Source organism: uncultured Paraglaciecola sp. (genome assembly GCF_937123705.1).
Classification (GTDB): domain Bacteria; phylum Pseudomonadota; class Gammaproteobacteria; order Enterobacterales; family Alteromonadaceae; genus Paraglaciecola.
On record NZ_CAKZKO010000015.1, the window covers coordinates 1 to 15,609 of the forward strand.

General features: G+C 40.9%; 15 protein-coding genes. All 15 read right to left on the reverse strand.

Annotated features, from left to right (window positions below; translation table 11 throughout):
* On the reverse strand, nt 1-227 hold a 227-nt coding region (locus Q0688_RS02855; protein WP_299072981.1), incomplete at its 3' end, for a hypothetical protein.
* On the reverse strand, nt 224-727 hold the full coding sequence (locus tag Q0688_RS02860) for a hypothetical protein (protein ID WP_299072984.1): 504 nt from the start codon (nt 725-727) through the stop codon (nt 224-226). The genes Q0688_RS02860 and Q0688_RS02855, both read right to left, overlap by 4 nt.
* A gap of 11 nt (nt 728-738) precedes the next feature.
* Entirely contained in the window at nt 739-1,068 is a 330-nt protein-coding gene (locus Q0688_RS02865; RefSeq protein ID WP_299072987.1) for a hypothetical protein, read from the reverse strand.
* A gap of 4 nt (nt 1,069-1,072) precedes the next feature.
* A complete protein-coding gene (locus tag Q0688_RS02870; protein WP_299072990.1) occupies nt 1,073-4,732 on the reverse strand; it encodes a hypothetical protein in 3,660 nt (1,219 codons plus the stop codon).
* A gap of 3 nt (nt 4,733-4,735) precedes the next feature.
* The gene (locus Q0688_RS02875; RefSeq protein ID WP_299072993.1) at nt 4,736-5,056 is read right to left on the reverse strand and encodes a hypothetical protein; all 321 of its coding nucleotides are present in this window, start codon (nt 5,054-5,056) and stop codon (nt 4,736-4,738) included.
* Between the two features lie 12 nt (nt 5,057-5,068).
* Nucleotides 5,069-7,741, reverse strand: a complete 2,673-nt coding sequence (locus Q0688_RS02880) for a hypothetical protein (RefSeq protein ID WP_299072995.1) — start codon at nt 7,739-7,741, stop codon at nt 5,069-5,071.
* A gap of 81 nt (nt 7,742-7,822) precedes the next feature.
* Nucleotides 7,823-8,512, reverse strand: coding sequence for a hypothetical protein (locus Q0688_RS02885; RefSeq protein ID WP_299072997.1), 690 nt, complete (start codon nt 8,510-8,512; stop codon nt 7,823-7,825).
* A gap of 15 nt (nt 8,513-8,527) precedes the next feature.
* Complete coding sequence (locus Q0688_RS02890; protein WP_299073000.1) at nt 8,528-8,914, reverse strand: hypothetical protein; 387 nt, start codon at nt 8,912-8,914, stop codon at nt 8,528-8,530.
* Between the two features lie 21 nt (nt 8,915-8,935).
* Nucleotides 8,936-9,376: a hypothetical protein gene (locus Q0688_RS02895; protein WP_299073002.1), complete on the reverse strand. Its 441-nt coding sequence runs from the start codon at nt 9,374-9,376 to the stop codon at nt 8,936-8,938.
* Nucleotides 9,377-9,395: 19 nt separating this feature from the next.
* Entirely contained in the window at nt 9,396-10,223 is an 828-nt protein-coding gene (locus tag Q0688_RS02900; RefSeq protein WP_299073005.1) for a hypothetical protein, read from the reverse strand.
* A gap of 24 nt (nt 10,224-10,247) precedes the next feature.
* Entirely contained in the window at nt 10,248-11,063 is an 816-nt protein-coding gene (locus Q0688_RS02905) for a hypothetical protein (RefSeq protein ID WP_299073007.1), read from the reverse strand.
* 63 nt (nt 11,064-11,126) lie between these two features.
* Nucleotides 11,127-11,453: a hypothetical protein gene (locus tag Q0688_RS02910; protein ID WP_299073009.1), complete on the reverse strand. Its 327-nt coding sequence runs from the start codon at nt 11,451-11,453 to the stop codon at nt 11,127-11,129.
* Entirely contained in the window at nt 11,450-12,922 is a 1,473-nt protein-coding gene (locus Q0688_RS02915) for a tail fiber domain-containing protein (RefSeq protein ID WP_299073011.1), read from the reverse strand. Before Q0688_RS02915 ends, Q0688_RS02910 begins: the two co-directional genes overlap by 4 nt.
* Nucleotide 12,923: 1 nt before the next feature.
* Nucleotides 12,924-14,384 carry a hypothetical protein gene (locus Q0688_RS02920; protein ID WP_299073012.1) on the reverse strand — a complete coding sequence of 487 codons (1,461 nt, stop codon included), beginning with the start codon at nt 14,382-14,384 and terminating at the stop codon, nt 12,924-12,926.
* A partial coding sequence (locus Q0688_RS02925; RefSeq protein ID WP_299073013.1) for a hypothetical protein occupies nt 14,384-15,609 on the reverse strand: 1,226 nt, incomplete at its 5' end. The genes Q0688_RS02920 and Q0688_RS02925, both read right to left, overlap by 1 nt.

The following is a 15,609-nucleotide window of genomic DNA, read 5'->3' on the forward strand; positions in this document are numbered from 1 at the left end:
GTATTCATTCCAGTTTGCATATCCACAGTTAATGAAACTGCGAGGGAACCTATTAATTTTGTTATTGCCTTTGCTCGATCTTTTGTTGTTCCAAGCATCGGAAAATCTTTTGTAGACCAAGCCCATTTTCTAAAATAAGCGAATAGGGTGCCGAGAATTGCGCTTGAAATTAAAAGTGCCCAATTGGGAATTCCTCCAAAACTAATGCTATCTAAAAATTCATTCATAATGCGCTCCCAGCATAGATAGCAACCTTGGTTGCAACTTTTGCGTATTGTAGGGACATGCGTAGTACTTCTGCATAATGTTCGTATCGATAATGCTTTTTAATACCTTCAGCTAATCTATCAACATGTATTTCATAGTCGAGTAGCAATTTTTGCTGCTCAAGTGTGTACTTGTCCCAATTCTCCGTGACATCGGCTTGTATTGCCACAAAATGATCATGTAAGTTATTCAGATCATTTTTTAAATCAGGAATGTTTTTTTCTAATACATCAACAGGTTTATCTGTAAATTTAGTCCACTTTCCTTTAAACGAATTATATGCATTTAAACCACTTGTCAGGCGCATCAACTGAAAGGAAGTCAAATCGATATCAGTTAATACCTCTTCAGCCTCCCCAGATTCTATCACAGCATCTATATATCGAGTTTCTTGTGCAACTTTTATAGTTTCACATCCACTTAAACCTAATATTATAAGTAATATTAATATAATCTTCATTTCATTTTTCCTTATGCTGCTATTACAGTGTGGTTAATCAACTCTTGAATCCATTGAATAATATGCCAAATTGCAACAATCAATGCTGAAATACCTGTGATCAATGTGACAACCATTCCCCATAATCCTACGGTTATTCGGTTGCATAGTTTGTTTACTTGTAATTCAACGGCAGTCAATCTATCTTTCACTTGTTCACTTCTTATAATGATTTCAGTATTTCTGTCTACCCGATCTGTTAGCCGTTTTACCTGCTCCTGTACGAAACCAAGTGCGGTTCTATTTACACTGGATTCCTCACCTCTTTCGTTCGACTTTGGCGTTGTATTATCAGCACACATATTATTAAATTTCGCTTATTATTAAAGTTGAGGCGGCTCTATTATGCGAAATTGGAGATATTCCCAGATCTTTATTTCGTTTTCCATATATTTGATATGACGTAACATCCTCATTGTTAGGACTATTTCCTAATGCAGAAACAAATATAGGCGTATCTCTACCAATCGCTCGAATGATGCTATTATACAGTGCTGTATCGTTTCTTGTTAATTTACCAAGTGGTAATTTTAATTCCTTCGATTGGTCTCCTCTATTTATCACCAGATCTCCACCATCAGCCCTATCAATAATGGTGCGATCAATTTGCCCAACACTTGCTCCATAATCTGATTCGCTTTGCAAAGATATAACAGGTCCTGCGACTAATCTGGCAAGTTCCATATATCCATCTGGGTTTGATGGACTTGTAACAGTTGCTTGTATTTTCCCGACTGACGATTCAGGGAAAAAAGTAGACACGTAATTCCCACCCCCAAACGGAAAACTCAAATACCCAATTGATGAAAATCCATGAGGGACTTCATATGAAAAATTGACATTGATTGTAGGTGTTTGAGCAAACGCTTGAGAATCTCCACTATTCGCAAATAGTCTTAACACAATTGTTGAACCAACAATTAAATTGCTGAATATGAAACCAACTCCAGATAGCGTTTGTGCAGTTCCCCATGTTGCTGTCAGTACTTGAGTACTTAAAGATGTGGAGCGCCAGATAGTGTTTTTAGTATCCACCTTTAAGTTATCCACATTAAATCCTGTTGCTGTGCTTGTCGCCGATAATGTAGCGTTTTTTATTCTGTCATCAATTAGTATTTTGATACCGCCGTTATCAAGTGCTAAGATATCAGCAGCACCACCGATTTTAGTTACTTGAAAACCTGTATCTACTTCAGAAGATAATCCAAATGAGAGTATTTTGAAAAAATCAAAACTCTGCGATATATCAGATTCAGCAACCAATAATATCGGTATGCTTTTAGTTGGATTGTTTGAAAAGGCAATATCTGTTTCCATACTAAATAAGAACGGAATGTCTTTATTCGCAGTTATTATTTGCCCAGTATCTATTTCAGATATTATGGATAGTTTAATGGTTGGAAAATTTGGGTTTGTTATCTGTGCTATGTCTACTTCATCAGCTGGGAATAAATTGACAATGCTCTGTACCTGCGGAACCACTATCTGAGATATATTTGTATCTATTGCTAGAAGGACATCATAGGACCTTTGTTTAGTAAGATTCTGACCAATATCTGCTTCTGCGGATAAACCAAAACTGCGGTTTTTTTGAAGATTGAATAATTGAGCCGTATCTGTCTCAATAGCTTGTTCAACAATAACGCTAACTTCACTATCGATCACTTGCGCACTATCTGTCTCGCTGGATAAACCAAAATCAAACGTCCGTCTATCTATAATTATCTGACTGATATCTGTTTCGGCGGATGGACTAAAACCAAGAGATTTTGACCAAGTTATGGCAAATGCGGAATTAGTCTCAGAACCTTGGTTAACATTAACTGCAATTTCTCCAAATCTAACCACATCATCAGAAGCCGTAGTTTGAGTAAGGGTGCCAACTTCAGTTATAGTTTTAGAGCCAATATGATCAGTGGCAGTATCACCTTGCAGTACTGCCCAGAATACTGCGCTACTGTACCAAGAAAATGAATCTATTGCTGTGCCTGTGGCCATACTTTGCAAATCTGCATCTGATATAGTTTCACCAGGAATAAACAACCAATCAGATATAGCACCTGTGAACGGGTCAGGGCTAACGCTTATTCTATCTCGGCCTATATAATTCGAACTAAGGGGATTTATAGCGGCATTGAGTGTTTGCCCCCCACTTGTTCCAACAGTGGTGGTTCCAGCGGGGATACTCCTTAAAGTTACTGTGGTCCCACTTCTTTGAGCGCACAATATAAACCAGTTGCCTATAGTGGCGTTGGGTACTTCAAGACCGATACCACCATCTATTAAATAGTCGAAGGTGCCGTCGAACAATACGAAATTTCTAGTATCAGCATTTAATGCTTGGCCATTGGATAAAGGCTGCTGAGTCCCGGTAACGCTATCCGGCCTGAGTATTAATATTTCAGACCAATCAGTATTTGGATACGTAAAGTCCGCGTCATCCTCTACCGTAAAATAGTTTGTAGTAGAAAAACTTGTTGTAGCGTTATTAGGTACGGGTTGGATCAGGTTAACCGACTGAGCACTATCAGTTTCAGATACCAGACCTACAATAACAGTTGTCTCAGGTTGTGAGGAAACAGTGAGTGCGCTATCAGTTTCGGTTGATAATCCTATGGCAACATTTATAGGAGTACTACCCCCTGACCTAACAAGCTGGGATGGACCACTTACAAGCGCAACAGTACCGTTAGCTGTTGTTGTATGGTTTCCGGTTTCATCAAGCTGGGTTCCACTCGCAAACGCTGTGAAGTGATAAACAACGTTTGTCCCGTACCAGGAGAAACTATCTAATGCGGTGCCTGTTGCAATATCTCCAATATCAGAATCGGATATCGCCACACCAGGTACAAATAATACGTCTGATATTTCGCCTTGATATGGATTTGTCGAGCCACCCCTACGACCTATAAACACATCTCTAGGTGAATTAACTGCAACGTTTAAAGTTGCAGCAGATCCACCGCTTACTGAAGCATTGCCAAATGTAGCTTGTCGCACCGACATCGAAGTGCCGCTACGTTTGGCGGCAATAATCTTCCAGCTATTTAGAGCTATTGAACCAGTGAATACGCCGGTAGGAGAGGCATCATTAGTATTAAACTCAATCTCTTCATCGCCCGTTCCCCCTTGTATAAGGACAAAATCATTAGCGCTGTCAGTCGATCCAGTACCCGAAATACTAGAACCCCCGCCAAATGTAGTCGTTCTAACGAAGTAAAGCCAGGTGAAATCACCATCAGGTAGAATAAAGTCGGGGTCATCTGGAACTGAGTGCCAATTGCCGCTTGAATACGCAGCAGCTTGATTTGTAAACCTTACTAACTGTACCGGATCAGCCAATGCTGACGGCGATCCCTGTGTTGTTACAGTGTGGTTGCCAGTATGGTCTGTGCCATCGGACATTATTAAATGAAACTCACGACTCGCCCACCATGCAGTTGAGTCCATAGCAGTACCGGTGGCGATATCGGACATGTCTGTATCAGACAGCGCAACTCCTGGTATAAATATCGCGTCACCCATCCCACCACCGAACGGGAAACTTAAATCCTCGCCAATACCAAAAAGGTAACCTGCTGTTGAGTCGTATGCAGCTGATATAGAAAGGCCAGTTCCCGTCGTAACGCTAGTACTGCCAAACGGAACCATCCTTAAGTCAAGCTGGCCACTATCACGTGTTATGGTTACTACGTACCATGTATTGGTCGATATGGGACCGACCGTATCGTCGGTGCCGTGTAATCCGCTCAAGTTTAACCGAAAAGCATCACCGCCAATTGTGGATGTATACAGATTTAAGGTATTCGCGGCCTGGTAAACACCGTTCATCGTTATATCTTGAACAGCTATTGATGCCCCTGTTCTAACGGTATATATCCACGTCCAATCTCCATTAGGGAGAGTCATTCCTGCTGCATCAGGAATGCTATAATAAATAGATCCAGTGTAGCCTGTAGTTGCCATTATTTACACGTGACTATAGAACGTTAATGTATTACCTTCACATAGCGTAAGTTTTACTGTTTCGCCAGCAACAATTCCTGATAATTTATTGGCATAGGTGTCCGCAACGGTTATATCATCATCCTGAATGTGTAGTGTTAAAACATTACTAACTACGCTCAAGCCCCCTCCTGTGAGAGTGAAATCAATTGTAGTCGCCGGAGTGGATTCAGATGTCATGGTGAATGTTAACTCTGAGAAATTGGCCAACGGGGTACTTACGTCACTAGTTGTTATCACCAGATCGTACTTCGCACTGGTATAGGGAACTGCGGTACAGGTCATAATGGGAGTCCTTTAGTTTAGCTTTGCACTAAATGTATTATTATACAGCGATGTTGACATACCTGCATCGTAGCTGGATGCGACAAGAGGAGTATCATAGCTAGCTGCGACAATTGCCACACTTAGCAAAATTTGAATTAATTGATTATTCGTAATCGCTAAAGCAACATCAGTCTCATTGGCTGGATTTATCCCAAGCGCGCGACTAAATGAAAATAGAGTTGCTGTGTCTATTTCTTCAGCTAAGCCAAATGTAACACTCAAAACTTGAAACATTGAATTCGCAGTGTCAATTTCTTGAGATTGTCCAATAACAACTGATAGAGGGACGGTTAATCCCAATCCCAAATCACTTTCTACCGATATGTCCACATTTAAAGTCTTGGCACGAGCGATACCAAATGAACTGTTATTTTCCGAAGATAAATTTATTTCAAAGGTTCTCGAAATGCCAAAAATTTGCGAAGTATCTGTTTCATTCGCTCGTACCACATTAATGCTAATTGTTGTCCCAAAACCAAACGCGATATCATTTTCATTTGCCAGCCCAAATTCTAGGGCTTTTGAAAATTCAAAAGTATGACCACTATCTGTCTCTGTTGACCGATCAATAGTTACGGCAAAATTTTTGGTGAAAGATTGAGCAACATCCGTTTCGAGTACTTGTGCTAATGTGATAGTCACTCGTTTAAATATTACTGTGGCAGTATCAAGTTCTTGAGATTGCCCAATCTGAACGGACCCAGATGTTGCCATCAATAATGCCGCATCTGTTTCTGTGGATATATTTACTATTTTTCTATTTTCGATTTGGGTATCGAATGCTGAATCTGCTTCCAATACCTGTGGAACACCGAGCGATTTTAATTTGTCGATGTCAAATACACTATCTACCTCCTCAGCTTCAAATACAGGTACGCTAGCACTCTTGTTCACTAAGAATGCAATATTTACCTCTTCAGATATAGGAAGCTGGTAACTTTTATCTCGTCCTATATCTGAAGAAATATCTGATTCCACACTTTGTAATATTGTCAGTTCTTTTATTGGATTAACAACTCGTGCACTATCGATTTCAAGAGATTGATCGAATTGCAGATTTGATAATCTACCCATCTCGAAAGAACTATCTGATTCAATTGCTTGGTCAAGTGTTGCAAGTACACTTATGGTAAATTGAGTACTACTATCAGCCTCTTCGCTTTGCCCAAATGTTAAAGTGGCGATCTTGATAATTTCAGTTGCAGTATCATTTTCAATCGCCTGGTCTGTATTCACACTACTTGATTTGACAGTATCGAAGGCAGAATCTGTTTCCGATACCAAAGCAATCAAATCGCTTTGTAGAACAATTGTGGGAAAAGAACTATCAGTTTCTTGGGATAATCCAATGTTTGTTAATTTTAAACTGGCAATTTGAAATGCAATTTCTGTTTCTATTCCCTGCTCAATTTGAAAGAGTTTTTGGATAGCAACATTAATTCCTGTATCAGTCTCATCACCTCGGTTAATTGTCACACTCGACAATTTGACCATATCAAATGATGCATCTGTTTCCTCTGACAATGATATGACTGCGATCTTCGATATTGCCGATTCAAAAGCAGTGTCGATCTCCTGAGATTGGGTAAGTGCTAAAGACTTTTCTTGAATAGTCAAAAGACCCGTATCTATTTCAATGCTTTGAGATACTGTCTGCGATTTTGATAAATCAAATTCCCGACTTATATCTGTTTCTAATGTTTGTTGGACAACTATAGATTGCGGGATTTGAAATTGGTTTGCCGAATCAGTTTCCAAAGACTGATTCATTTCAAGTGATTTCTTTATGCTAGATTCGTTCGCAGTATCCGTTTCCGAAGAAAATTCTAGACTTAATCTTTTATCTAATAAAACTATTGTTGCAGAATCAATTTCCAGGCCCTGTAACATAGATAGGTTTTTAGACCAGGTAGTTATTTGACCAATATCTGTTTCAGCAGATAGCCCGATAATTATTTCCTGACCCGCTGCGGCTTGCTCTCTAAGGGCAATCGTATCGGATGACGTTTCTCCAACTGTCCCACCGGTAACATCGAAGTCCCATGTCGTGCTCACTAGTTTAGCGCCAGCCGAACCCACATCGAGGTTATATGCACTAGCCATCTGGCGATTATCTGTAGTCCTTCCCGTTGCAGGCATCTCGCCTTCAGTATATCCAGATGGAATCGTGCCGAATCCGTCAAGATCATCATGCGACATACTCGCCACAATGATGATAGCGGCGTTGTCGTTAACCGTCGTTATAGATGCAATATCAGGTGTTGCCGTATTGTTCTCAGTTTCTACAGTGGTATTCGTAACATCGAATGGTGTGGTGGTATCTACGCCCCGGAACACGTGCAGAATTGCAGCATGTTCGGAACCACCAAACGATGCTGTAAGAGACATCGCGGGGTTGGTCTCGGAACTACTGGTAAACTTTCTGTACCAGCAGGCTACTTGCCTGTCTGATCCAGTAGTATCTGTGCGATTGTATAATTCAGTCCATCCGGCTGACATAGATAGAACTAGACCAGTCGTAGTATCTGCGAGCCCAAACACTATCCCGAAATCATCTGCTTGGTGAGCAGGCAATGTTAGGGTTATATCATTATCGTTGGAGCCTTCTTCTCCGGAATCAGAACCGAGTTGGGTTATTGGCATTTATATATCTCGATTGCATAACAAAACGGACGGTATTTTAACCCCGCCCGTTTTGAGTTTACTCTCACTGGAGATAAATTTTTACAACGTTTCAGCAGCATCTCTTATGCTGAAACTGCTCAAAGTAAGATCTACAATACTAAAGAAGCAACTAAAATCAATTGTGCTACCTTCCACATCATCTGGATTAAAATTACTCATGTTCACCATACCGGATATTCGACCCTGACCACGCGCGTTTTTAAATGGTCCTGTACCACTTACAATACCATTGGACAATGTAGATCTTTTGCTTGATCCTGTGATATGTGTGACAGGCAGCCCCCATTGTGTTTCAGTTTGCACAACTGTCGGCAAGACACTAATGTTCCCGGATACCGACAATTCCCATGTTTCACCGCCAGGGGCAAAGAACCGCAAGTATGTGTAACCTGGAAGTACGCTGACATTGCCAGCATCATCCGCAGTAACTCCCGCTAAACAATCTTCTGCGTAACCTACTAGCATACCAGATTTTTTGTCATACATCGGAATGCCGGTAAAGCACCATACTGGATCACTTTCCCCAGGTATATCTCTCAAACTGCCCTGACCGGTGCCCGCTATTTCCAGTTCTAGGTTTTTTAGATTGCTATAATATAATTCAAACCCATCTTGAGATTGCTGTGATGCTTCTCCAGGGCTTGGTTGCCAAGGTGGTGTAGAAAATCCACCGAATGCAACGCTAGAGAACATGAGCAGCAATAGTGTTGCTAATATAATTTGTTTCATCTTCATCCTACCAAGTTAAATGTTAATTTGCATCACTCTTTTGAAATGACCATTTGCTTCTTTTCCTGCATCAATCAGATCTTGAGAAATTGCTTCTTCTGGAGTTGCATTTACAGATTTGGTGGATCTGCTTTTTTGTTTCCAAGTGTTTTTGGTTTTGCTGTTATCGTTAATTATCAACAACAGCGCTCCACCTTCATCGGCAACCGAATCAGTACCGGCCAACGCCAATTGAATCTCTAACCGCGCGCAAATTTTCGCACACTCAAGCCAATAAACGTTTAAGTCGTCTTTTGTGACATTTAAACGTCCCAACCAGTCCTTATACATTCCATCTGCATCCAAATCAACTTTTCCTTTGCATATAAGGCTAGCCCATTCTGGTAAATTCAAAGTTCTCATAATTCAATATCCTATATATAATTAAGCAGCGCGACCGAAACCAGCAGCGTTCACCTGGGCAGTTAAATCGCTCCCATCTGTGGTTGCAGCAAAATCGTGATGGGTTAAAGGTATTCGACCACTGTCTGCGGCGGATTCTTCATATGCGACAATTAATTTAGTGAGCGTATTATTCGCAGCACCCCCAGCAGTTGTCCAAGTCTGATCAGGCATATCAACATCCACGCGATCGTTTGTATTGTCAACCGTAACAGTACCGGTGATACCAGTTTTTCTCGCATAATTTGTAAATGTGGCTTCAGTTGTCCCACCTTCTGCCAGCATCGATGCAACTGTTGCTCTGTCTACCAGAGTTGCTTCTGATTCATTCGCTTGTAGCAAAAGCACAAGTACGTTGGTTGCGCCGTCTCTGATCTTTTCAACAAACGCACCTTTCGAAATATTAAATACACCATTGGCCATGGTAATGATTCCTATAAAATTAAATTTCAGTAATACTTAAATTTCCAGCATGTTTATTATAACTCACTGTTGTGATTGATATGTCATTATTTATAATCCCGTATATTTGAAATATATTTTTTTCAGCAAGAACAGGAGACAAGTCTTGCGCAGAAACAAATATGGGAACGCTTTTGCCAGATACTCGCTTCATAGTTTGCATAGCAGCTTTATCGGTTGGATTTAAATCCCCTAGATCAAATTCAATTTTCTTAGACCTAGGACTTGTATCTGAAACAAGATTACCACTATCAGATCTATTTTCCACAATATTATCATCATACGATACAATTGCGCCAAAGTCAGCTCCATTGGTTATACCAATTACTTTGCCCGCAACTAGTCGAGCTATTTCCATAGATCCATCTGGATTCCCAGGGCTTGTTAAAACAACCTCCATCTTCTCCGCAGATTGTTCGATGAAAAAATTTGCAAAATAATTGCCTCCTCCAAATGGAGTACTTGCAAGACTAAGTGTCGGGAAACCTATGGGAGGGGTATTTGCAAAATCAACAACTAAGGTATCTGTTTGAAACACTGGTGATACATCGGCGACATTGGTGTATAACTTTATTAGTACGGTAGACCCAATAATCAGATTGCTAAATACAATACCCACACCGGCAATACTTTGAGCATCCGTCCATGTCGCTGTAATTGTTTGTTCAGCCAACGAGGTTGCTCGCCAAACGTCTGATTTGCTATCGAGTTTTATGTTATCAATAGGGCGCAATGGAAAAGCACTGGTAGCAGATACCGTTGCTAATCGAATTGAATCTCTCGATATTATTTTAAATCCAACACTCATGCCATATTATACAATAATCGCTCACTACTTAAGGTAATTCAAAACCTCAAGCGTTTTTTCCTTAACAAGAGGTAACGATCTAGCACCAGACAATTGATTATATCCGTCATGAAAATCCCCCCAAATAAAAACACCCATACCTGACACATAATCACGGTAATCAACAGCAACAGACGCATAGTCGTCCAATTGCGTCGTGACTTCGCTTTCACTTTCGAAGAAATCACCGCCCATGAATGCACCAGGGACTAGAAATATCTTAGCGTCACTATTCGAAAATACAATTTCCGAGTGAATATCAGCCAAATAAGTGAGCTGGTGAACTTCTGGTACACCTATCGCTGGGTTTCCACACTTTTCAAACTTACCGTAACAGTTGAATCCAATATGTTCAGCATCCATGTACAGGGATAACCTGCCGTTGTTTTCTTGTTTCTGCCAATACATTTCGGCGAATGATTCAATGTGTACGAATTCAACACCATGGAAATCTTTCTTAATAAGATCAAATACTGGTAATATTTCAGACATTGTTTGTCCGTTTCGACGACCACGTAATCCAGGTTCATCATACATAAACAAGATTCTACCGATATGATTAGAATCACGTATGGCTTGTTTTAATGGACTTGGGTCTACGTATGTGTATTTGTTACTCACATCAAGATAATACTTATCGATGACAATAACAGGCGTTAAATTAAGTTTGTCAGCTTCATCCAAAAACTGAGTAACTTCCACTAAATCATTTGGCAAATACGCAACCGAATTTGAATATGGTGCAACTTCAACCATTTGAGAAATAGCTGTTATCAACGCCCCCACAATCATACTGTTCATTTCTTTGTACCTTTGGATAATTGGTTAAAAGTACAGTATATCATATTTATCTAACGAGAGTTACTATAATCCCTTTTGTCGTGCGATTTCTCTCACAGTAGTGGCGTCTCTACCTTGTCGAGCCAAATCTATTATTGGCCATATTTTTTCACGAAGAGTATTCACAGCAGCAATGACATCTGGGTCACCAAATACTTTTTCAAAATCTTCAAACATGAGCTGGTAGGGCTGGGCATTCTGACCCGGCAGGGGTTGAAAATTCCCGTCAATCTCATAACCCTGAACTACTCCGACACGAGCAACTCCGGTTTCATGAAAGTTAATCTCATTAATGTGTTCAATTAGTTGCTGAGGATCAACGTTGGTTACGCGTCTTTTTTCATTTGTCATTTAATTTTTCCTTTTAATTGGGTCTCTAAGTTTACTATTCTTTTTTCAGCATCGCACAAGTTTTTTAACACGATGATAAGCACACTTGTGTAGTCAACCCCTCGCATTCCATCAGTTTCATCAACTGTGGATAACAGATTTCTACCCATTCCATGTTTGTCTAGAGTCTCTTTAACCTCTTGAGAAATAAGAAAATGAGCATCGTCATCTGGTTGTTTTTTGTATCTCCCTTTACGTGGGCGAAGATCATGCAAAAAATCGAATCCCAGTGTCGCATCTTCAATATCAAATTTTGTTCGTCGATCTGAAATGGATCTCACTCGATAATTATTTCCACCAGTTGCAGCAGTTTCCACCCCAGCAACCGTGGAAATAAACCCGAATCCGAATGCTGAAGCAGTTGCTGTGCCAACATCACAAGCAACACCGCGACACCAACCTGAATCATCAACTCCGCCAAGACTATTTGCATTACTTGCATTAGTCGCATTGGTCGCATTACTTGCATTGGTTGCACTATTAACCGTTCCGGATACACCAGAGCCTGGAACATTACTAGCATTGGTGGCATTTGCAGCGTTCTGAGCGGATGTTGCAAATAAGTTTGGAATTTGAGCGCTTGAGGTAATCGACATGGTGCCTTGAACAGACAGAGCACTACCCCCACCAGTGTTTTGCGCAGTCACACCTGAAAAGCTAGATGAACTCGATCCCCACACGCCTACTCCGCTATCGCCTACTCCTCGAACAGCTATCCCTGATCCAGGGCAGTACGCTACCAAACCAATACCTGTATTTCTGCTCGCATTACAGTTAACAGCAGCAGTGTTTCCACCTCCCGAACTAGATCCGTTGAATATAGCCTGTCCTAGAATGTTGACATTCGAACCCCCCTGTATATCACCGGCATAGTTAGCTGCACCACTGTTTGCATCTATCGAAAATGTAGTCCCCCCGCCTGTATTCCGCCCAAACAGCCCACCCGATCCGATAAACACCCCAGCAGAACCAGACCCGAATATTTGAAAGAGATTTCCGCTATTAATACTAATTGCTGTCGCAGCGCTTTCTAAAACCTGTTCGGTTATATCAGCATCAGTAGGGGGGCCGCCTGTTGTATTAGAATATGGCAACGCTGTTACAACACCACCTCCAGCACCTTGTAGTGCGCCCGAAGAACTCATTGTGATTTGATCATTACGGTGAGGAGTGCGACTCACCCCCTCCCAGTTCCCAAGATAGTTCCCACCTATGCTGTTTAGTGTGGATAATGAACCACCTCCGGCGCCTAATAATGAACCAGTTCCCGTGAATGAGATTTGTGAATTTTGGAAATTAGTTTGCCCAGACCCAGATAACGTACCAGTGTGATCTCCAGAAGTTGAATAAGTCGATGGCAATACAACAGGTAACGTTCTAGGACTGGTTGCTTGTAAAGCTATGTCTCGAGCATTTAAAAAAGATGCCATATTATCTAATCACAATATCAATTTGAACCCTGGATTTTATCCAGTCAGGAGTCATTCGTAAAACAACACCGGGAACTCCAGCATCCATACCAAATCTTGGGTATTGTATGGTTACCCAGCTCCCTATTTCTAAATTTAATAACCTAGCTCGACCGGTAAAACTTATTATTTTTCGCTGCGTGGAAAAATTATCAACTTGTCTCTGTGCCTCAGTATCTGCCTCACTTTCAGACAACAGAAATGTATCTATTCTGCGAGGCTCGCCATCCAGCTTGTGAGACGCTTTGACTGTACTATTTTCCTTTGTGACAGTTAACCATTCTTTAGCAAAAGAGTCCTTACTTTCTTGAACAAGCCCACTATCTAGATTATTTTGAACTGTCCAATTTTTAGCATATCCCAAAGTTATAGCCGCTTCAACCTCAGTCATTTCGACTATCTTCAAAGATTTGTCTATAACATCATTTGCAGTTATCGTTTCAGATATACTACCAACTGAAACCAAATCGACCTTATGGAGTTGTAACTTTCCCAATTCACTTGGCAACAGTTGGGCACCAACACTTGCGGCAATATCTTTTACTGCCACAAGTAGATTTTGACGTGTTTTGAAATAAACTCCAATGTCTTGATTATTAGCCGAATCAAAGGAATTGAAATTTGATGTGTCAATATCGCTAACTGATAAACGATTATCTGCATTGCCAAAAGCTGTCGCAAGCCTTTGTATAATTGTGGCCACAGTTGTGTTCCAAACACCACTCGGCTTATCACCTTGCGCACTAAGCGTTATTGTCGTACCTTGTGGGTTAACTGTTGGAGTAAATTTACCATTAGATAAGTTCTTACTTACGCTAGCAGGTATACCATTCGATCTAACTTCTTTTGCATCCTCAGAATTTCCTTGATGGAATTGATATTCCAATGTGGCCGGGTTCGTTAGCAGAGGAGTTATATTATGGCATTCTCCAAATAAAAGAGGTTGTAATTCATCCTTATTATCGGTAGAACCCCCAAGCTTCAATTCTGTCACTGGGAAATTCAGTCTTTGCATAATATCTCGTACTTTTATATTCAACACGTTACGAGATTTGGAATCGATCCCCTCAACAACACCAATAAATTTTGTCACATAATCAGCCCTTGCCCAAGTGACCGCGCCAACTGCTATTTCAATAGCCCTGTTCGACCAGATGAAATCAAGCCATGAATCCAAAGAACCGTCTGTATTCTCTAGTTCTATATCGCCAAATGTTAATCCTCCATCTAGATTCTGGTATCCAAGCTTTCTAGTTATTCGAACAGACGAACCGATAACAACAGGCGAATACACTCTATTTGCCACACTATCGAAATATGGTCGATATGAAAGATATTCGGTCGTGCTATCGTGTCCGACTTCAACAAGCACATTTCGTACTGCTGAGTTGTCTAATAAAAACGCATCAAAATCCTCTGCCATTATCTTAACCTTACTGAACTACGTCTTTCGAATATAGCATTTTCAGATGCTTCAAATGTACTAGACACGACTTTTTCAGATGATCTTTCGCTTGCAAATACAAGTTGCTCTGTTTGTTCTTCCACAATTATAATCAAATCAGCAAGAAGTGCTCTCATTGCTTGTAATTCCGCTGGCATAGTTGACGGACCTATAGATTCGTTTTCGTGAATGAACGCAAGACCTGTTCTGGGAACCCTATCAGTTCCTTGCATAAATCCAGCTATGTTATTGTCCCTAACAAATCTATCAATTTGATCGAGTGTCAATACGGAATTGTCAGCTAATTGTTGGCGGCTGACTCCGTTTGCTTTAGCTGCTTCAACAATCGCCATAGGGTTGTTTAGATTTGCATTTACAAAATCACTAATACTCCCGCCAGGTACGCTTCTTCCGCCAGTTAACCTGTTGATGTCTTCAATTGGAGTGTTGGTTGCTCTTGCCACCTGCGAGCCACTAACACCAGCCTGAATTGCAATATCAATTATTTGTTGAACGCTTAGCTGCGGATTAGCTGCTAAGAAATCTCTTATTTGCTGATCACTAATCGCAAGATTTCCAAAACCCTGAAGAATTGCATTACCAAGTTCAAACATTAGATCTGCAACATTTTTTGTAGCTTGCTCTATGGCAGTCAGCCCACCGTTTAATTGTAATGTTGCATCCTGAACGCCTTGAGTGGCCTGTGCCACTCTTTCCTGTGCAGCAGCCACCCCATTGGTTGCAGATTCAACCCTACCTTGTGCCGATTCAATCCGTCCGTTTATACTGGCCACATTAGCAGTTGCTGCGGCAACCTCACCTTGGGCTTGTTGAACTAACTGTGTTGCTTCAGCTACAGATAGTATTCTTTCGCCATTATTCTTTGTTTCTTCATTCAACCTTTGCAGTTCAGCAATTGTGGCTTCTACACCGTTAAGTGTTTCCTGAGCTATATCTCGCTCACTCTTCGCCACATCAATGAGAGAATTATTTGCATTTTGCACCCGATCAAAATCAGCTTTGAATGCATCCGTAGCACCATTAAACGTTTGGGATGCTCTCAGAAAGTCATCAGCCACTTGTGGGAATTGGTCTATTGCATCAGCGTCACCACCTTGCGCCCTAGAAAGTGTTGATTCAAATCGCTGCCTTGTAATTGCTAATTGCTCACCTGGCCCGAATGGGGATAAATCACTTGTTGCCA